Below are 16,607 nucleotides of genomic sequence, written 5' to 3'. Positions count from 1 at the left end.
TTTGCCTGCTTTACCCTTTAATCATTCATCAGGAGCAAGACTATGCCAAAAACCATCATTACGCCGCCAGGCACCGGCAAACCGCTCGCGCCCTTCGTCCCCGGCACGCTGGCCGACGGCGTGGTTTACGTCTCGGGTACGCTGGCGTTCGATAAAGACAATAACGTGGTGCACGTCGGCGATGCGGCAGCGCAAACCCGCCACGTGCTGGAAACCATTAAAAGCGTGATCGAAACCGCAGGCGGCAGCATGGATGACGTGACCTTTAACTCGATCTTCCTCACCGACTGGCAAAACTATGCCGCCATCAATCAGGTCTATGCGGAGTATTTTCCTGGCGACAAACCGGCGCGCTACTGCATTCAGTGCGGGCTGGTGAAACCGGACGCACTGATTGAGATCGCCACCGTGGCCCATATCGGCCGCTGAATCCTTATCCACAGAGGATCGAGAATGTACTTTGAGATTTTGGGAAAAGACACCCCGCTCGCCCCCACCGTAGTGCTCTCTGCCGGTCTGGGCGGCGCAGGCAGTTTCTGGCAACCGCAGATTGAAGCGCTGAGCGAGCATTTCAGGGTGGTGGTTTACGATCATCAGGGCACCGCCCGCAGCCAAGGCGAGGTGCCGGCCGGCTACAGCATGGCCGATATGGCGGATGAAGTGGCGCAGCTGCTGCGCTCGATTGGCGTTGAACACTGTTATTTCGTCGGCCACGCGCTTGGCGGCATGATTGGCCTGCAGTTGGCGCTCGCGCACCCGCAACTGGTCGCAAAACTGGTGGTGGTTAATGGCTGGCCGACGCTGGACAGCCAGACCCGGCGCTGCTTCAAAGTGCGCCAGGACCTGCTGCTCAACAGCGGCGTGGAAGCCTATGTGCGCGCCCAGCCGCTGTTCTTGTTCCCCGCCGACTGGTTGTCGCGACACGAAACGCTGTTGGATGAGGAGCTGACACATCAGGTGACGCATTTCCAGGGGACAGAAAACCTGTTACGCCGCCTGAGTGCGCTGATGAACACCGATTTCCGCCCGTACCTGGCGGACATTTCCACTCCGACGCTGGCGTTGTGTTCCCGCGACGATTTGCTGGTGCCCTATCACTGCTCGCATCAGTTGGCGGAGAGCCTGCCGTTCGGTGAACTGGCGCAGATGGCGTACGGCGGCCATGCCATGAGCGTGACGGATGCCGACAACTTTAATCGCATTCTGCTCGGTTGGTTGCTGAAAACCCACGGCCAGTCGTCTGCTTGCAACCCTGCGGACGCCCAGCTTGAGCCCACAGGGCTGAAACACTGAGTTCAATCGCCAGGCCCTTCGCTATGGGCCAGCCACAGGAGAAAAAGTATGCAAACCCAAACCCTTCTTGCCAGTGTGCCACTTGTGCCACAGGGGGTAGAAAAACAGGACTTTCGCGACGCGATGGCGCGCCTGGGTTCGGCCGTGAATATCATTACCACCGACGGCCCGGCCGGCCGTGCCGGGTTTACCGCCTCTGCGGTATGCAGCGTTACCGATACGCCCCCGACACTGCTGGTGTGCCTGAACCGCTCCGCATCGGTGTATTCGGTGTTCAAGCAAAACCAGACGCTGTGCGTCAATACGCTGGCGGCGGAACACGAGTCGCTGTCGAATCTGTTTGGCGGTAAAACGCCGATGGACATGCGGTTTTCCGCCGCCCGTTGGTCCACGCTGGCAACCGGTTCCCCCATTCTGCATGGCGCAGTGGTCTCTTTCGATTGCCGGATTAGCCAAATTGTCAGCGTCGGCACCCATGACATTCTGTTCTGTCAGGCGGTGGCGTTGGCGCGTAATGACGAAAGCCACGGGTTGGCTTACTTCGATCGCCGCTACCACCCGCTATTGAAACAATGATTTGCCGATAATGCCGTAATGCGCACTCACCTGCGCCCCTAACCTGCCCCCCTGTTTTGGAGATGACGATGGCGAATACCTGGTTTCCCCAATGGCGCATGAAGCAAGGCAATCTGGACGGTGCGGTGGTCGCACCCGATGAAAGGCTGCCGCTGGTGCCAACGCTGGTTATGGGCTTGCAACACGCAGTGGCCATGTTTGGCGCCACGGTGCTGATGCCGCTGCTGATGGGCTTTGACGCCAACCTGGCCATATTGATGTCCGGCATTGGCACGCTGCTGTTCTTCCTGGTGGTCGGCGGCCGGGTGCCGAGTTACCTCGGCTCCAGCGCAGCGTTTGTCGGGCTGGTGATCACCCTCACCGGTTACGGCGGCCAGGGCGCGAACCCCAACATTGCGCTGGCGCTGGGCGGCATCATCGCCTGCGGGCTGGTGTACCTGCTGATCGGATTTGTGGTGATGAGCGTCGGCACCCGTTGGATCGAACGCCTGATGCCGCCGGTGGTGACCGGTGCGGTAGTGATGGCGATCGGCCTGAACCTGGCGCCTATCGCCGTACGCAGCGTCTCGGCTTCCAATTTTGACAGCTGGATGGCGGTGGTCACCATTTTATGCATCGGGTCGGTGGCGGTATTCACCCGTGGATTGATGCAGCGGCTGCTGATCCTGCTCGGGTTGATCGCCGCCTACCTGATTTATGTGGTCGTGACCAACGGTTTTGGGCTCGGCAAGCCGGTGGATTACAGCGCGCTGAGCCAGGCGGCCTGGTTTGGTCTGCCGCAGTTCACCGCGCCGGTGTTTAACCTGCACGCCATGCTATTGATTGCCCCGGTGGCGATCATTCTGGTGGCGGAAAACCTCGGACATGTGAAAGCGGTGGCAGGGATGACCGGCCAGAATCTTGATCCCTATATCGGCCGCGCCTTTGTCGGCGATGGGCTGGCGACCCTGCTGTCTGGCTCGGTAGGCGGCACCGGGGTCACGACCTATGCTGAAAATATCGGCGTGATGGCGGTAACCAAAATTTACTCCACCCTGGTGTTTGTCGCCGCGGCGGCCGTGGCGATTGTTCTGGGCTTTTCACCGAAGTTCGGCGCGCTGATCCACACCATTCCAGGCCCGGTGCTGGGCGGTGCCTCGGTGGTGGTGTTCGGTTTGATTGCCGTCGCCGGCGCGCGTATCTGGGTGCAAAACAAGGTCGACTTGGGCGATAACGGCAACCTGATTATGGTGGCCGTAACGCTGGTGCTGGGTGCCGGCGATTTTGCACTGACCATCGGCAACTTCACCATGGGAGGCATAGGTACTGCCACCTTTGGCGCCATTATTCTGAATGCGCTGCTGCGCAACCGTAAAATCCTGCCGCTGGCGGACAACGTCGCACGTTGATACCGAAGGCCCGGCCTGCCGGGCCTTATTCAGCCAACGCCGCTGCCTTGCCTTTGCGGCGAATGCGCAGTTCGCTGACCAGCACGCCCAACACGATCAACCCGCAGCCCAACAGGGCAATCCCCGGTAAACGTTCACCTGCGATACGCCCGACGATCCCCGCCCAGACCGGTTCGCCGGCATAAATGACCGTAGCGCGCGTCGGTGACATGCTGCGCTGCGCCCAGTTCATCGTCAGTTGAATCAGGGCGCTGGCGATGCCCAGCCCTATCGCGCTGTATAGCAGATAACTGGTGTACGGCGGCACAGCCTCGCCAGTCGGTACCATCATCAGGAACGAGGCCAGCGATGCCGTCCCCAGTTGTACCACCGTCACCCGTTTGATATTCACCTTACCGGCATAGGCGCCAATCAGAATGATCTCGGCCGCCATGCCCAGCGTGCCGATCAATGTCAGTATTTCACCCGCGCTGAGCGTCATATCCGCACTGCTCGGCGCGGCCAGCAGCATCAGGCCGGTGAACGCCAGCAGAACGCCAACCCACGACATCACACCGGGGAAACGCCCCAGCACCAGCCACTGTAACAACGGCACCATCGGCACATACATGGCAGTAATAAACGCCGATTGGCTGCTGCTGATCGTTTGCAACCCAACGGTTTGCAGGCCGTAGCCAAACATGATGGCAATGCCGATAAACACGCCCGCTTTCAATTCGTACCAGGTCAATCCGCGCAGGGTACGCAGGGAGAACAGCGTCAGCACCAACGTGGCGGCGGCGAAACGCAGCCCGACGAAAAAGAACGGCCCGCTGACCTGCATGGCGTGATGCACGGCCAAAAAGGTGCCGCCCCAGATCATGGTGATGAAAATCAGCACCGCTTCCTGAAGTTTGATTTTGAAAATAAGCGTGGAAATCAAGGATTTTTTTACTGCAGACACTGACTTGCCCTTAATGCCGGGTGCAATATAATGCACAGATCGCACCAGTATGAGGGAATGCCTGCGGATGAGCAATATAGTGCACAATGAAAAACATGACGCGCTCAAAGTGCTGCAATATCTAAGCAGCAATCTGCGCGGATACCGCCAGCAGGCCGGGCTGAGCCAGATGGCGCTGGCGGAAAAATCCGGCGTCAGCCGTCGCATGCTGGCCGGGATTGAAGCCGGTGACCGCAACGTCAGCCTGGTGGTGCTGGACAAGCTGGCCGAGGCGCTGAATATCGCCTTCACCGATCTGATCCAGGCACCGGAAGCACGCGGCAATCATCTGGTGGGTGAACTCGCCTGGCAGGGGCGCGAGCCGGCAAGCCAGGCGGTGTTGGTCGCCAGCGTGCCCGCACTTCAGCGGGTGGAGCTGTGGGAATGGGCGCTGATGCCGGGCGAACGCTACGACTCGCTGCCGGATGCCGCAGGCTGGAACGAGATTATCTATGTGATCACCGGCAGCCTGACGCTGGAGCTGGAACAACAGACCCTGACGCTGGATGCCGGTGAAACCCGGGTGTTCAACAGCGATCAGCACTATGCCTACGTCAACCGCACCGAGCGGCCGCTGCGTTTTATCCGCAACGTCGCCTTTTAATCATCCAGCGCCGCCACTTCCGGCAGCTCTTCCAACGGCGGCTGGATCCCCTCGGATATATAGTCTTTGGCGGCGAAGGTGCATTCATCGCCCACGTCGTCTTCCACGATCACATGTTTGATGGCGCCGTCGCTCAGCAATACCCGTTTGATGCCACGATATGATGTCATTGTTTCCTCCGTTAGTGGGCCGGACACACTGCAAGTGTAGTTTAGCCCTCGTCGGCCGCGGGTGTCACCCGTCTGTCGCGCGAATGTCGTGCCGCTGTCGTGGCAGTTGGCGCGGCCAGCCCCTACACTTGGCCTCAGTGAGGGTTCATTTTGGAGAACGCAATGCAAACATACCGCATCAGGCAATTACGGCTGGAAAAAGGCTGGTCGCAGGAGCAGTTGGCCACCATTGCCGGCCTCAGCACCCGCACCGTTCAGCGCATTGAAAATGGCGAACAGGCCAGCCTGGACAGCCTGACCGCGATTGCCGCGGCGCTGGGGCTGCAGGTGAGCGATCTCAGCCAAGCGGCGCAGCCGGATAACGACAATCAGAGCGAACAGGCTATTCGCCGACAGGTTGAAGCGGAAGGCAAGCTGCTGAGCATGGCGGTGCGTTTTGCGATCGTCGGCCTGTTTCTGTTTGCCATCAACTGGTTTACCCACCCGCATTATCTCTGGTCGCTGTGGGCGATTGGCGGCATGAGCCTGGCGGTGACGATGCGGGCCGTGCGCACCCTGTTGCTGCCAGAGGTTTTCAGCCGTTGGCAACGGCAGCGGCTGGAGCAAAAGCTCAGGCGTCTGCACTGAGTTTCAGCCAGTCCGCCAGCCGGGCGAGCGCGCTGCCCGGCCTGATTGCCTGTGGCGACAACAGGCAGTAACCGCTGCCATCCGGCGTAAAACCAAAGGGTGCGCTCAGCAAGCCGGCGGTCACATCATCGCGTACCTGCTGCCACGGGCCGATGGCAATCCCCATTCCCGCCACCGCCGCCTGCAGGCTGAAATAGAAATGATCAAAACGCTGCTCCGGCCGGCCAGTCAGCGCCACGCCTTGCCCCTGCGCCCATTGCCGCCAGGCGTCGGGGCGGGTGGCGGAATGCAGCAGTACCGCGTCGTGACTCAACTGTGGCGGGCCGTCACCAAGGGTTACCCAGCGCCGCAGCGTTTCAGGTTTGCACACCGGCCCGACCCGCTCGCTGAACAACGCCAGGCTGTGCAGCTTATCCCCCCAGTCAAAATCGTTGCGCCGGATAGCGGCGGTAATGCCGTCATGAAACGAAAATGGCCCGCCACCGGCCACCAGTTGCAGTTTGATTTCCGGGTGCGCCTGCTGAAACGCCGGCAGACGCGGTATCAACCAGCGCATCAATAACGTTGGCTCGCACGACAACACCAGCGGCGCGTCCTGCTCCTGCTGGCGCAGCGTTTGCGCCGTATGATCCAGAATGCCGAATGCTTGCTGAGACGCCTGAAACAGCGTGCGCCCGGCCGGCGTAAGATACACCCGCCGGTGACGACGCTCGAACAGCGCAATCCCCAGCTCATCTTCCAGCGATCTGACCGCACGGCTGACGGCCCCGTGCGTCAGGTTCAGGCTGCTCGCCGCCTGCGTAAAGCTTTCCAGTCGCGCAGCGGCCTCAAAACAGCGCAGCCCGCCCAGCGACAGCGGCCGATTAATTTTGCGTGAGTTTTTCTCACTGATACTGTCAGTTTTCATCGTTTGTCACCGCCGGCTATTCCTCTTATAAATCAGCCACTCTCTTCTGATTTTTTGACAGGATAACTATGACTGAACTCCTCGCCGTCGTCACCATCACTTTACTGGCCGTTATCAGCCCAGGACCGGACTTTGCCATGGTGTCGCGCAACAGCCTGCTGCTTTCCCGCCGCGCAGGGGTGCTGACTGCCTGCGGTATCGGCGCTGGTGTGGTGATCCACGTGAGCTATACCCTGGTCGGTGTTGGCGTATTGATCCAACAGTCGCTGTGGTTGTTTACGGTGCTGAAGGCGATCGGCGCCGCCTATTTGATTTATCTGGGTGTCGGCATGCTGCGCCACGCCGGGGCTGCCGCCGCTGCCCCTTCCCACGCAGACACAGCCGCCACCAGTGACTTCGCCGCGCTGAAGATCGGTTTTTTGACCAATGTGCTAAACCCCAAAACCACTATTTTTATCGTCAGTCTGTTTATGCAGGTGGTCAATCCGCAGACGCCGCTCAGCGTACAAATCGGTTATGGGCTGTTTATTGCGGTTGCCCATATTCTCTGGTTTGCCGCCGTGGCGTTGCTGTTTTCCGCGCCGGGCGTCAATGCGCGCCTGCTGCGCCTGCGCAAAGGCATCGACAGAGCCTTTGGCGGCCTGCTGATCGTCTTCGGTGCGCTGCTGGCGGTCGCCGGCATCAAATAAGGTTCAAGGATAAGTTCAGCATTCACTTCTATGCTTATGGGGCATTTCTTTCAATCACCGAGCGGGGAACGCAACATGGCAAAAGTTTTGGTCCTTTATTACTCAATGTACGGGCATATCGAAACCCTGGCAGAAGCGGTAGCGGAAGGCGCACGCAGGGTCAGCGGCGTTGAAGTCACCGTGAAACGGGTGCCGGAAACCATACCGGCGGACGCCTTCGCCAAAGCCGGCGGCAAAAGCGATCAAAAAGCGCCTGTCGCCACGCCACAGGAGTTGGCCGATTACGATGGCATTATCTTCGGTACCCCTACCCGCTTTGGCAACATGGCCGGGCAGATGCGCACCTTCCTCGATCAAACCGGGGGGCTGTGGGCTTCCGGCGCGCTGTATGGCAAGGTAGGCAGCGTATTTTCGTCCACCGGTACCGGCGGCGGCCAGGAGCACACTATCACCTCCACCTGGACCACGCTGGCGCACCACGGTTTTATTATCGTTCCGATCGGTTACGCCACGCCCGAACTGTTTGACATCTCCCATACCCGCGGCGGTACGCCCTATGGCGCGACCACTATCGCTGGCGGTGACGGCTCGCGTCAGCCCAGCCAGGAAGAACTGACCATTGCCCGTTATCAGGGCGAACACGTGGCGAAAATCACTGCCAAGCTGAAAAGTTAAGCAATAACCTTCCGTTATCTACCCTGCGGGGCCGCGGATTCGCTCGGCCCCATCTTGTTGCCAACCCGCAGCAAGGTTAAAATGCCGCTCAGCCTGCCATTCACTACCTGAACGTCACGGTCGAAATTCGTTCTGCCCGTCTATCACCGGCATTGGCCCTGATGGCGGGCGTTCTGTTTTTGCGCATAGCGAAGGGAAATAAGTCAGTGTCTAAAGATTTTGATGAACTAATAAGAGACATGGATCTTATTATTGAAAATGTAGACAGTTTCAAGGCTATGGTCCCGCGCGCGCCCGAGCCCCCCGTTGCGCCGCCGGCAGTCCACCACTACGACTCGTTCTGCGAGAACGTTGCGCTGAAAGTGGTATTGAAAGTCCTGCTCTCGTCGGTGGATAAAATCGTCAAGGTGCAGATTGCCAATAAGGTCGAGCAGGAGATCGCTCAGATAGAACAGCAGGTAGTACGTGCCGGCGGAGGGCCAGTATCGCCTGAAGATCTGGCGCAAATGACGCAGTATGTGCGCCGCACCGTAAATAACCTGTTGGAATAAACACAGGCCTCTATTAGTCGGTGGTATCAAAGGTTAACCGCCTGTTGCTATCGCCGTTCTCGATTTCCCCCCTCCAATTGGACACAACGTTGTGTATCACCTGTAGCACATTCATAACCTGAATGTGTTGCATTGTTGCATTCATTTCACTGATATAAGTTAAAACAACTGTAAATAAATACAGTATATTTTAACTTATTGAGGATATGAATATGCGCTTTAACAAGATGTTACTCCTGGCCGCCCTGCTGTTTGCCACTCAGGTTTCGGCCGAAACGCTCGAATCCATCGACAACTGCGCGGTGGGTTGCCCGACCGGTGGCAGTAGCAACGTATCTATCGTTCGCCATGCTTATACGCTGAACAATAACAGCAGCACCAAGTTCGCCAACTGGGTGGCTTACCACATCACCAAGGACACGCCGGCCAGCGGCAAGGATCGCAACTGGAAAACCGACCCGGCGCTGAACCCGGCGGATACGCTGGTACCGGCGGATTACACCGGCGCTAATGCGGCGTTGAAAGTCGACCGTGGGCATCAGGCGCCGCTGGCCTCGCTGGCGGGGGTGTCTGACTGGGAGTCGCTGAACTATCTTTCCAACATCACGCCGCAGAAGGCCGATTTGAACCAGGGATCCTGGGCGCGGCTGGAAGATCAGGAACGCAAACTGATTGACCGGGCGGATATCAGCTCGGTGTATACCGTCACCGGTCCGCTGTATGAACGTGATATGGGCAAACTGCCGGGGACTCAAAAAGCGCACACCATCCCCAGCGCCTACTGGAAGGTGATTTTTATCAACAGCAGCCCGGAAGTGAACCACTACGCCGCGTTCTTGTTTGATCAAAATACCCCGAAAAGTGCCGATTTCTGCCAGTACCGCGTAACGGTCAGCGAGATCGAAAAGCGTACCGGGCTGATTATCTGGGCAGGTCTGCCGGAGGATGTACAGGCTTCGCTGAAGAGCAAGCCAGGGGTGCTGCCGGAGCTGATGGGCTGCAAGAGCTAAAACCAACAACCCCGCGCTCGAAGGGTGCGGGGTTGTCACCGGGTGCTGTCTATAGCGGGACTGAGTTATTGAGTTTGATTTTCCACGCGCGTAATCCCGTGTTTCTTCATAACGTCTTCCATGGTCAGATTTTCATCCTCTGGCGTTTCATCAATGACGACATTTTCCGGGCGAACATAAGGCTTGGTTGCACGCTTGAACATCCACCACCAAACGAACACCAGGAACGCCCCGGACTTCAGAAAAATCATGGTCCATAACGCCACTTGATACCAGTTCATCTCTATCTCCATGAAAGAGTTAAGCGCAATCGCATCACTCTATTTTAACCTTTGCACTGCCCTGATCAAGCGTTGGCGGCGCATCTGTCGGGGATGATATCGAACAGATTGGGGAAAAAACGGTGTGACAGTTTACAAGGGGACGTTCGGTCGCGGGAGAAACGGAAGGAAGGTAGGTAGGAGTTTATGGGTATTTCAGTGTACCAGATACAAAAAACCCCGCGCTCGAAGAGCACGGGGTCAGAATGTATGGCGGAGGAGCAGAGATTCGAACTCTGGAACGGTTTCCCGTCGACGGTTTTCAAGACCGTTGCCTTCAGCCACTCGGCCACCCCTCCGCAACGAGCCGAACTATAAACAGAGCCAATCGGCTTGTAAAGCCCATTACCGCTCAACCGAACGAAAAAACAGCATCCGGCGTGCGAGCGTTGAAGAAACCACCAACGACAGCTCAGAGTGACAGCAATGATAACTAAGGGTAAAGATTGGTAAACAAACTTTAATCAAACGCTTGCGCTGCCTATCATCGGAACTAATTTTGTGATGACCTGATAAGAGAGATCATTATGGACCGCATTGTCGTCTCATCCTCCTCGCGCGACTCGTTGCTCAGCACGCATAAAGTTCTGCGCAATACTTACTTCCTGCTTTCGTTAACGCTGGCGTTTTCCGCGCTGACCGCGACCGCCAGCACCATGCTGGGACTACCGGCACCGGGCCTGTTGCTGATGCTGGTCGGGTTCTATGGCCTGATGTTCCTGACCCACAAACTGGCGAACAGCCCGGCGGGCATTCTGGCGGCGTTCGCGCTGACCGGTTTTATGGGTTACGCGCTGGGTCCAATCCTCAGTTCGTTCATTAATACCGGGGCCGGCGATCTGATCATGCTGGCATTGGGCGGCACCGCCGTGGTGTTCTTCTGCTGTTCGGCCTACGTGCTGACCACGCGCAAGGACATGTCATTCCTGTCCGGGATGATGATGGCAGGCTTTGTGGTGCTGCTGGTTGCGGTAATCGCTAACCTGTTCCTGCAAATTCCTGCCCTGCATCTGGCGATCAGTGCGCTGTTTATTCTGTTCTCCGCCGGCGCAATCTTGTGGGAAACCAGCAATATCATCCACGGCGGCGAGACCAACTACATCCGCGCTACCGTCAGTCTGTACGTATCGCTGTACAACATGTTCATCAGCCTGTTAAGCATTCTGGGCTTCGCGCGCAGCAACTGATTCAACGCTCGGTAAACGTTCAAACCCCGCCTCGGCGGGGTTTTGTTTTTTGCGACAACCAAAAGTTTGTTAAACTGGCGACCGTTCTGAATCATTCGTTATCGAGGCAGTATGTTGGAGTTTGAAGGCCAGATTATTGAAACTGATGCGCAAGGTTATCTGAAAAACAGCGCAGACTGGCATGAGGGCCTGGCGCCGCTGCTGGCCGCGCAGGAAGAGATAACGCTAAGCGAGGCGCATTGGGAAGTGGTGCGTTTTGTTCGCAACTTCTACCAGGAATTTAATACTTCACCGGCAATCCGCATGCTGGTGAAAGCCATGGCGCAGAAATACGGTGAAGAGAAAGGCAACAGTCGTTACCTGTATCGCCTGTTTCCAAAAGGCCCGGCCAAGCAGGCAACCAAAATCGCCGGCCTGCCGAAACCGGTAAAATGCATCTAAAGGTTAATAGCGGATACTGAAACCCTGGTAATCGGCCGTGCCGCGGGGTTCGACCAACACGCGATCGACACGTGCGCTGCGCGGGCCACCGTTCTTCAGCCATTCCACCAGCTTATCCACCTGCGGTTGTTCGCCGCAGGCCACCACTTCTACGCTGCCGTCGTCAAGATTGCGCGCATAACCGCTTAACCCCAACGCCGTCGCCTGATGCTGAGTGTTATAGCGAAACCCCACCCCTTGCACCGCGCCATAGACATACGCAGCAATGCAAACTTGTGTCATTTTCGTCTCCTTATGACGCCCTTCAAGTATATAAGCATAGAAGACAGGAAAATTGTAGAATGGGGACAATGCCGGAAGGTAACATCAGGCCGAGTCCATTCAGCCATATAACTCACATTTACTTATCAGACAGCCATTTGGCACGTTCGCCATAAAAATAAGAATCCAGAAATCGGCTTTTTCCATGCAGCAAGATGAAGCAAAGTATCAGTGCAATGATAGCGGTTACGACACCGATGTAAAAATTAGGAGTCTCTGCCTCAAAAAACAACCCAATAATGAGAATCGGGAGTACATGCCAAAGGTAAATAGGTAGCGATATCTGCCCCATTTTCACCAGAAAATTATCGGTCTCCAGGCTAATTTTTTTGCACAAACCAAGTAACATGCAAAGTAACGATGCATTAAAAATAAACCATAACGCCGCATCGTGCAGAGTTTCATTCGTAGTGTAGTAACTCAACACACCAGAAGCCAGTACTATAGGAAGAAATATCAACGGCTTGATCTGCAAAGATCGGTCGGCAATGCAGAACCCCAGCAGGAAAAACGAATAATAATAATAGAATCGTTTATCTCCGATGAATTTCAATAACGCATATTTATCCTCCATAACATCTGCATAACAATACCACCACACGGATAGTACGGTGGAAAGCAACAGGAATAACCCCAGAGCAAAATTGTTACGATAGATAAATAAGGTATAAATCACGAAAATAATCACCGCGGGGATATACCATAGATGATAATAAGGATACAAAAGTAATCCTATTATCGTTTTCGCGCTGATCCCATCAGACTCATACGCCCTATATAAAGCATATGCGCTATAGACAACGAATGCCAACAGGTAAGGAATAATCATCCTCCATTGGTATTTCTTTAATATATTTACCACGCCAGTATCAAGAAAATAACGCCGAATAAAGTAACCCGTCACCCCCAAAAACAACGGCATATGGAAAAAATAGATCGCACCGCGCAGCCCAGCGTCAGCACTGCCGGGCAACACATGCCCAATGATCACAAGTAAAATAAGAATTCCTTTCAATAAATCGAATGATAAATCTCTTTTCTTCGACATGTAAACTACATCCTAAACGATTCGATGAATGGGAAATAAAGTAGTTAATAACAGAAGAATAGCTGACTTTTGTCAATGCAAAAAAGCCTAAAGCTTACAAAAAAATTACAAAAAAATTACAAAAATCAGATTAATCTTACATTGTGTAAAAACCGCTCAAGGCGATTTAGAATTGCATTTTTGCGACTGCAGCCAGACAATAGCGCTCATTTTTCTTAGCTGGCAGCATTCTTAATTATGACCGTACGCCTGTATCTCGCCAAAGGACGTGAAAAGTCCTTACTTCGTCGCCACCCGTGGGTATTCTCCGGTGCCGTTCAACGTATTGAGGGTAAAGCTCTTTCCGGCGAAACCATTGATATTCACGACGCCCAGGGCAAATGGTTGGCGCGCGGCGCCTACTCGCCGGAGTCCCAAATCCGCGCCCGTGTCTGGACCTTCCAGCAGGACGAAGAGATTAACATCGATTTCTTCATTCGCCGTTTACAGCAGGCACAAAACTGGCGTGATTGGTTAGCGAAACGTGATGGACTGGACGGCTATCGCCTGATTGCCGGCGAATCTGACGGTATGCCAGGTGTGACCATCGATCGCTTCCAGAATTTCCTGGTCTTGCAACTGCTGTCAGCCGGCGCCGAATACCAACGCGCGGCGCTGATTACCGCCTTGCAGCATTGCTATCCAGAATGCGCTATCTACGATCGTTCAGACGTAGCGGTGCGCAAAAAAGAAGGTTTGCCGTTGGCTCAGGGGCCGGTGCTGGGCGATCTTCCCCCTGCTCTGCTGCCCATTACCGAGCATGGCATGAAGCTGTTGGTGGATATCCAACAAGGCCACAAGACCGGCTTTTACCTCGATCAGCGCGACAGTCGCCTGGCTGCACGTAATTACTCCGCCGGCCGCCGCGTACTCAACTGCTTCTCCTACACCGGCGCCTTCGCCGTTTCGGCCCTGATGGGCGGCTGTTCACAGGTGATCAGCGTAGATACATCACAAGCAGCATTGGATATCGCTAAACAGAACGTCGAACTGAACCAGTTGGACCTGAGCAAAGCGGAGTTTGTGCGCGATGATGTGTTCCAGTTGCTACGCGCCTACCGCACGCAAGGTGAAAAATTCGACCTGATCATTATGGATCCGCCGAAGTTCGTCGAAAACAAAAACCAACTGGCCAGTGCCTGCCGCGGTTATAAAGATATCAATATGCTGGCGTTGCAGTTGCTGAATCCGGGCGGCATTTTGCTCAGTTTCTCCTGCTCCGGCCTGATGCCTACCGATTTGTTCCAGAAAATTTTGGCCGACGCCGCTGTAGATGCCGGGCGTGATGTACAATTTATAGAGCAGTACCGTCAGGCTGCCGATCACCCGGTTATCGCAACTTATCCTGAAGGGTTGTACTTGAAAGGCTTTGCGTGCCGGGTGATGTAACTTGAAATACGCTGCTTTACCCTCATATAGAGAGTAAAGCACTGTTTCTCAGGAGGTCATCATGATTGCCAGCAAATTCGGTATCGGACAACAAGTTAGGCATAAGTTGCTGGGGTATTTGGGGGTGATTATCGATATTGACCCTGAATACTCCCTCGAGCAGCCCAAAGCGGATGAGATAGCGGCGAATACCGATCTGCGGTTCGCCCCTTGGTACCACGTGGTGATGGAAGACGAAGAAGGCCAACCGGTGCACACTTATCTGGCGGAAGCACAGCTGGATGGGGAAGCCCAGGACGCCCACCCCGAACAACCCTCGCTGGATGAACTGGCGGAATCCATCCGTCACCAGTTACAAGCACCACGTCTGCGCAACTGATGCATGGCCTGAGAAACTCGCCTTAAAGGCCTGGCATTATGCCAGGCCTTTATTTTACTCAGCGCTCAAGCCCCAAACGCGGGATTTCGATTTTAGGGCAACGATCCATCACCACCTTAAGCCCCGCTTCGTTTGCCAATGCCTCTGCCTGTTCATTAATGACACCGATTTGCAGCCACAACGCCTTGGCACCAATGGCAATGGCCTCTTGAGCCACCGCATATGCAGCCTCTGAATTACGGAATACGTCAACCATATCAATCGAATGCGGAATGTCCGCCAGCTTCGCATAAACCTGCTGGCCCAGCAGCGTCTGCCCCGCCAACTTGGGACTAACCGGTGTCACCTGATACCCCTGCGAAAGCAAATAGGCCATCACGCCAAAGCTGGCGCGCGCCGGATTGTCACTGGCACCCACCAGCGCAATGGTTTTCATCTGTTGCAGCAGGCTGGCAATTTCGTTGTCTTGCATTTTCCGCTCCCAAAAGTTGACAGGGACTTCCCTACGCTGAGTGTAACTCATTGCCCTTAAATCGGCTAAACGCAGCCCCCCGGAAACTCCCTGCCACTTTTGCGGTCTGATGCTGTCACTGCTAACATTCACTCGGCAAATGATGTCAAGATGAATATAAATGTGTATATTTGTAAATAAATACGTAATCCTGAAAAACTTTGACACACCCCATGGCGTATTCGACACTAATGACGATGCCACTTATAAGGAGATAACGATGAAATTTGGTCTGATGGTTGCGGGGCTGCTCAGTGTCAGTATCAGCATGCCTGCCGTAGCTACGACCCTGAGACTCTCCCCTGATATCGACCTGCTCGTGGTCGACGGCAAGAAAATGACAGGATCGTTGTTAAAAGGCGCCGACAGCCTGGAGCTGGATGGCGGGCAGCATCAGTTACTGTTTAAAGTCGTCAAGCCCGTACGTTCGGGCCAGCATGAGGTAAAGGCCTATGCCTCACCACCGCTTATCGCCACCTTCAATACGCAGAATGTCAGCTCCGTAGCCATCGAGTTGCCACGCATTGAGAATGTGCGTGATGGCCAGAGGTTTGATAAAACGCTTAATTATCAGGTTATCGATAAAAAAGGTAACGCGCTGGCGATGAGACACGACGTGCTGCACCCCGATGGCGTGACGCTCAATGTGGATCTGGAAAAACTGATGGCAGATTACAACAGCCAGAATCGCCCGGCCTCGGTGCCGTCCTTTGCGCAGGTTCGTACCGGCACGTCGTCCTCCCCGTTGGGCAACGTGGCGTTAAGCGCCCCCACGGTGACGTTGAAGGGTGAAAACGTTTCCGAACAAATGCTGCAATATTGGTTTCAGCAGGCAGATAAAGACACTCAGAAACGTTTCCTGCAGTGGGCCAATAAACAACCCACCCATTAAGATGACCGGCGTCTTTTACGCAAAGGCGCGCTTTCTTCGCATTTTCCGGTGTAAACGCTAGGCAGTGAAAAACAGTTTCAGTAATCTGTCGCACATCCCCCCGATTAGCGAAGGACATCGAGATGGAATTTACCACCCGTACTATCGCCGCGCGCAAACACATTGCGCTGGTGGCGCACGATCATCGCAAGCAAGCCCTGCTCAAATGGGTTGAAGACAATAAGCCCGTCCTGGAGCAGCACCAGCTTTACGCCACCGGCACTACCGGCAATCTGATTCAACGGGCAACAGGCATTCCGGTACAAAGCATGCTGAGCGGCCCGATGGGCGGTGACCAGCAGGTCGGCGCGCTGATCGCGGAAGGCAAGATCGATATGCTTATTTTCTTCTGGGATCCGCTGAATGCGGTACCACACGATCCGGATGTAAAAGCCCTGCTGCGCCTGGCGACAGTATGGAATATTCCCGTCGCCACCAACCGCTCCACCGCAGATTTCCTGATCGATTCCTCACTGTTTAAACGCGAAGTGGAAATCGCCATTCCGGATTATCAACGTTATTTGCAGGATCGCCTGAAGTAGTGATTGCGGCCTGGCAAACACCAGGCC

Annotated in this window: 23 protein-coding genes and 1 tRNA gene; 16 read left to right on the top strand and 8 right to left on the bottom strand. The window is 55.3% G+C overall.

Annotated elements, in window-relative coordinates:
- Positions 1-42: 42 nt before the first annotated feature.
- From rutC to rutG, 4 genes are all read left to right on the top strand, one after another.
- Positions 43-429 (top strand): pyrimidine utilization protein C, encoded by a 387-nt coding sequence (gene rutC, locus ACTJJ1_RS02770; protein WP_004942866.1) that lies wholly within the window; start codon positions 43-45, stop codon positions 427-429.
- Positions 430-453: 24 nt separating this feature from the next.
- Positions 454-1,293, top strand: coding sequence for a pyrimidine utilization protein D (gene rutD, locus ACTJJ1_RS02765; RefSeq protein ID WP_440832292.1), 840 nt, complete (start codon positions 454-456; stop codon positions 1,291-1,293).
- A gap of 48 nt (positions 1,294-1,341) precedes the next feature.
- Entirely contained in the window at positions 1,342-1,869 is a 528-nt protein-coding gene (gene rutF / locus ACTJJ1_RS02760; protein ID WP_004942860.1) for an NADH-dependent FMN reductase RutF, read from the top strand.
- A 68-nt stretch (positions 1,870-1,937) separates the two neighbouring features.
- The gene (gene rutG, locus ACTJJ1_RS02755) at positions 1,938-3,257 is read left to right on the top strand and encodes a pyrimidine utilization transport protein G (RefSeq protein ID WP_004942858.1); all 1,320 of its coding nucleotides are present in this window, start codon (positions 1,938-1,940) and stop codon (positions 3,255-3,257) included.
- 25 nt (positions 3,258-3,282) lie between these two features.
- On the opposite strand, the gene ACTJJ1_RS02750 is transcribed toward rutG, so the two are convergent.
- Positions 3,283-4,200 (bottom strand): DMT family transporter, encoded by a 918-nt coding sequence (locus ACTJJ1_RS02750; RefSeq protein ID WP_006324597.1) that lies wholly within the window; start codon positions 4,198-4,200, stop codon positions 3,283-3,285.
- A 67-nt stretch (positions 4,201-4,267) separates the two neighbouring features.
- On the opposite strand from ACTJJ1_RS02750, the gene ACTJJ1_RS02745 reads away from it, so the two are divergent.
- Positions 4,268-4,843, top strand: coding sequence for a helix-turn-helix domain-containing protein (locus ACTJJ1_RS02745; RefSeq protein WP_122289760.1), 576 nt, complete (start codon positions 4,268-4,270; stop codon positions 4,841-4,843).
- Here ACTJJ1_RS02745 and ACTJJ1_RS02740 read toward each other — a convergent pair.
- Positions 4,840-5,013 carry a hypothetical protein gene (locus ACTJJ1_RS02740; protein ID WP_004942853.1) on the bottom strand — a complete coding sequence of 58 codons (174 nt, stop codon included), beginning with the start codon at positions 5,011-5,013 and terminating at the stop codon, positions 4,840-4,842. The two genes, ACTJJ1_RS02745 and ACTJJ1_RS02740, sit on opposite strands and share 4 nt — an antisense overlap.
- 162 nt (positions 5,014-5,175) lie before the next feature.
- Between ACTJJ1_RS02740 and ACTJJ1_RS02735 the strand changes: the two genes are divergently transcribed.
- Positions 5,176-5,640, top strand: coding sequence for a helix-turn-helix domain-containing protein (locus ACTJJ1_RS02735; protein WP_062792828.1), 465 nt, complete (start codon positions 5,176-5,178; stop codon positions 5,638-5,640).
- Here ACTJJ1_RS02735 and ACTJJ1_RS02730 read toward each other — a convergent pair.
- Entirely contained in the window at positions 5,624-6,547 is a 924-nt protein-coding gene (locus ACTJJ1_RS02730; protein ID WP_409443430.1) for a LysR family transcriptional regulator, read from the bottom strand. The genes ACTJJ1_RS02735 and ACTJJ1_RS02730 overlap by 17 nt on opposite strands.
- Before the next feature lie 68 nt (positions 6,548-6,615).
- On the opposite strand from ACTJJ1_RS02730, the gene ACTJJ1_RS02725 reads away from it, so the two are divergent.
- The 4 genes from ACTJJ1_RS02725 (at position 6,616) to ACTJJ1_RS02710 (ending at position 9,472) form a co-directional block, all read left to right on the top strand.
- Entirely contained in the window at positions 6,616-7,236 is a 621-nt protein-coding gene (locus ACTJJ1_RS02725; RefSeq protein WP_006324593.1) for a LysE family transporter, read from the top strand.
- Positions 7,237-7,311: 75 nt separating this feature from the next.
- Entirely contained in the window at positions 7,312-7,911 is a 600-nt protein-coding gene (wrbA, locus tag ACTJJ1_RS02720; protein ID WP_004942840.1) for an NAD(P)H:quinone oxidoreductase, read from the top strand.
- 239 nt (positions 7,912-8,150) lie between these two features.
- Complete coding sequence (locus tag ACTJJ1_RS02715; protein WP_440833652.1) at positions 8,151-8,462, top strand: hypothetical protein; 312 nt, start codon at positions 8,151-8,153, stop codon at positions 8,460-8,462.
- Positions 8,463-8,674: 212 nt separating this feature from the next.
- On the top strand, positions 8,675-9,472 hold the full coding sequence (locus tag ACTJJ1_RS02710; protein WP_440832287.1) for a DNA/RNA non-specific endonuclease: 798 nt from the start codon (positions 8,675-8,677) through the stop codon (positions 9,470-9,472).
- A gap of 65 nt (positions 9,473-9,537) precedes the next feature.
- Here ACTJJ1_RS02710 and ACTJJ1_RS02705 read toward each other — a convergent pair whose 3' ends face one another.
- Together ACTJJ1_RS02705 and ACTJJ1_RS02700 are read right to left on the bottom strand one after the other, a co-directional pair.
- Positions 9,538-9,753, bottom strand: coding sequence for a hypothetical protein (locus tag ACTJJ1_RS02705; RefSeq protein WP_004942827.1), 216 nt, complete (start codon positions 9,751-9,753; stop codon positions 9,538-9,540).
- A gap of 250 nt (positions 9,754-10,003) precedes the next feature.
- Positions 10,004-10,091 (bottom strand) — tRNA-Ser (locus tag ACTJJ1_RS02700).
- A gap of 228 nt (positions 10,092-10,319) precedes the next feature.
- Here ACTJJ1_RS02700 and yccA point away from each other — a divergent pair.
- Both yccA and tusE read left to right on the top strand, forming a co-directional pair.
- Positions 10,320-10,979, top strand: coding sequence for an FtsH protease modulator YccA (gene yccA / locus ACTJJ1_RS02695; protein WP_004942825.1), 660 nt, complete (start codon positions 10,320-10,322; stop codon positions 10,977-10,979).
- A gap of 111 nt (positions 10,980-11,090) precedes the next feature.
- Positions 11,091-11,420 carry a sulfurtransferase TusE gene (gene tusE / locus ACTJJ1_RS02690; RefSeq protein WP_004942823.1) on the top strand — a complete coding sequence of 110 codons (330 nt, stop codon included), beginning with the start codon at positions 11,091-11,093 and terminating at the stop codon, positions 11,418-11,420.
- Between the two features lie 3 nt (positions 11,421-11,423).
- Here the strand turns inward: tusE and yccX are convergent, their stop codons facing one another.
- A complete protein-coding gene (gene yccX, locus ACTJJ1_RS02685; protein ID WP_004942821.1) occupies positions 11,424-11,702 on the bottom strand; it encodes an acylphosphatase in 279 nt (92 codons plus the stop codon).
- Positions 11,703-11,820: 118 nt separating this feature from the next.
- On the bottom strand, positions 11,821-12,789 hold the full coding sequence (locus tag ACTJJ1_RS02680; protein ID WP_020453771.1) for an acyltransferase family protein: 969 nt from the start codon (positions 12,787-12,789) through the stop codon (positions 11,821-11,823).
- Between the two features lie 237 nt (positions 12,790-13,026).
- On the opposite strand from ACTJJ1_RS02680, the gene rlmI reads away from it, so the two are divergent.
- Positions 13,027-14,217, top strand: a complete 1,191-nt coding sequence (gene rlmI, locus ACTJJ1_RS02675) for a 23S rRNA (cytosine(1962)-C(5))-methyltransferase RlmI (RefSeq protein ID WP_004942819.1) — start codon at positions 13,027-13,029, stop codon at positions 14,215-14,217.
- Positions 14,218-14,278: 61 nt separating this feature from the next.
- Positions 14,279-14,596: a heat shock protein HspQ gene (gene hspQ / locus ACTJJ1_RS02670; protein ID WP_004942817.1), complete on the top strand. Its 318-nt coding sequence runs from the start codon at positions 14,279-14,281 to the stop codon at positions 14,594-14,596.
- Between the two features lie 58 nt (positions 14,597-14,654).
- On the opposite strand, the gene ACTJJ1_RS02665 is transcribed toward hspQ, so the two are convergent.
- Positions 14,655-15,068 (bottom strand): CoA-binding protein, encoded by a 414-nt coding sequence (locus tag ACTJJ1_RS02665; protein WP_020438813.1) that lies wholly within the window; start codon positions 15,066-15,068, stop codon positions 14,655-14,657.
- 259 nt (positions 15,069-15,327) lie between these two features.
- On the opposite strand from ACTJJ1_RS02665, the gene ACTJJ1_RS02660 reads away from it, so the two are divergent.
- Together ACTJJ1_RS02660 and ACTJJ1_RS02655 are read left to right on the top strand one after the other, a co-directional pair.
- Positions 15,328-15,999, top strand: a complete 672-nt coding sequence (locus tag ACTJJ1_RS02660; RefSeq protein WP_020453770.1) for a DUF2057 family protein — start codon at positions 15,328-15,330, stop codon at positions 15,997-15,999.
- Between the two features lie 122 nt (positions 16,000-16,121).
- Positions 16,122-16,580 (top strand): methylglyoxal synthase, encoded by a 459-nt coding sequence (locus ACTJJ1_RS02655; protein ID WP_004942809.1) that lies wholly within the window; start codon positions 16,122-16,124, stop codon positions 16,578-16,580.
- Positions 16,581-16,607 lie beyond the last annotated feature (27 nt).

This window comes from Serratia sp. 22264 (assembly GCF_052045345.1).
In the GTDB taxonomy this organism is placed as follows: Bacteria; Pseudomonadota; Gammaproteobacteria; order Enterobacterales; family Enterobacteriaceae; genus Serratia; species Serratia plymuthica.
Note: the sequence above shows the minus strand (reverse complement) of the source record. Positions and strands in the feature narration are given on the sequence as shown.

Bases quoted from the DNA above. Each gene is read 5' to 3' on its own strand.
- rutC (WP_004942866.1), top strand. From the start codon at position 43: ATGCCAAAAACCATCATTACGCCGCCAGGCACCGGCAAACCGCTCGCG.
- rutD (WP_440832292.1), top strand. From the start codon at position 454: ATGTACTTTGAGATTTTGGGAAAAGACACCCCGCTCGCCCCCACCGTA.
- rutF (WP_004942860.1), top strand. From the start codon at position 1,342: ATGCAAACCCAAACCCTTCTTGCCAGTGTGCCACTTGTGCCACAGGGG.
- rutG (WP_004942858.1), top strand. From the start codon at position 1,938: ATGGCGAATACCTGGTTTCCCCAATGGCGCATGAAGCAAGGCAATCTG.
- ACTJJ1_RS02745 (WP_122289760.1), top strand. From the start codon at position 4,268: ATGAGCAATATAGTGCACAATGAAAAACATGACGCGCTCAAAGTGCTG.
- ACTJJ1_RS02740 (WP_004942853.1), bottom strand. From the start codon at position 5,013: ATGACATCATATCGTGGCATCAAACGGGTATTGCTGAGCGACGGCGCC.
- ACTJJ1_RS02735 (WP_062792828.1), top strand. From the start codon at position 5,176: ATGCAAACATACCGCATCAGGCAATTACGGCTGGAAAAAGGCTGGTCG.
- ACTJJ1_RS02730 (WP_409443430.1), bottom strand. From the start codon at position 6,547: ATGAAAACTGACAGTATCAGTGAGAAAAACTCACGCAAAATTAATCGG.
- ACTJJ1_RS02725 (WP_006324593.1), top strand. From the start codon at position 6,616: ATGACTGAACTCCTCGCCGTCGTCACCATCACTTTACTGGCCGTTATC.
- wrbA (WP_004942840.1), top strand. From the start codon at position 7,312: ATGGCAAAAGTTTTGGTCCTTTATTACTCAATGTACGGGCATATCGAA.
- ACTJJ1_RS02715 (WP_440833652.1), top strand. From the start codon at position 8,151: ATGGATCTTATTATTGAAAATGTAGACAGTTTCAAGGCTATGGTCCCG.
- ACTJJ1_RS02710 (WP_440832287.1), top strand. From the start codon at position 8,675: ATGCGCTTTAACAAGATGTTACTCCTGGCCGCCCTGCTGTTTGCCACT.
- ACTJJ1_RS02705 (WP_004942827.1), bottom strand. From the start codon at position 9,753: ATGAACTGGTATCAAGTGGCGTTATGGACCATGATTTTTCTGAAGTCC.
- yccA (WP_004942825.1), top strand. From the start codon at position 10,320: ATGGACCGCATTGTCGTCTCATCCTCCTCGCGCGACTCGTTGCTCAGC.
- tusE (WP_004942823.1), top strand. From the start codon at position 11,091: ATGTTGGAGTTTGAAGGCCAGATTATTGAAACTGATGCGCAAGGTTAT.
- yccX (WP_004942821.1), bottom strand. From the start codon at position 11,702: ATGACACAAGTTTGCATTGCTGCGTATGTCTATGGCGCGGTGCAAGGG.
- ACTJJ1_RS02680 (WP_020453771.1), bottom strand. From the start codon at position 12,789: ATGTCGAAGAAAAGAGATTTATCATTCGATTTATTGAAAGGAATTCTT.
- rlmI (WP_004942819.1), top strand. From the start codon at position 13,027: ATGACCGTACGCCTGTATCTCGCCAAAGGACGTGAAAAGTCCTTACTT.
- hspQ (WP_004942817.1), top strand. From the start codon at position 14,279: ATGATTGCCAGCAAATTCGGTATCGGACAACAAGTTAGGCATAAGTTG.
- ACTJJ1_RS02665 (WP_020438813.1), bottom strand. From the start codon at position 15,068: ATGCAAGACAACGAAATTGCCAGCCTGCTGCAACAGATGAAAACCATT.
- ACTJJ1_RS02660 (WP_020453770.1), top strand. From the start codon at position 15,328: ATGAAATTTGGTCTGATGGTTGCGGGGCTGCTCAGTGTCAGTATCAGC.
- ACTJJ1_RS02655 (WP_004942809.1), top strand. From the start codon at position 16,122: ATGGAATTTACCACCCGTACTATCGCCGCGCGCAAACACATTGCGCTG.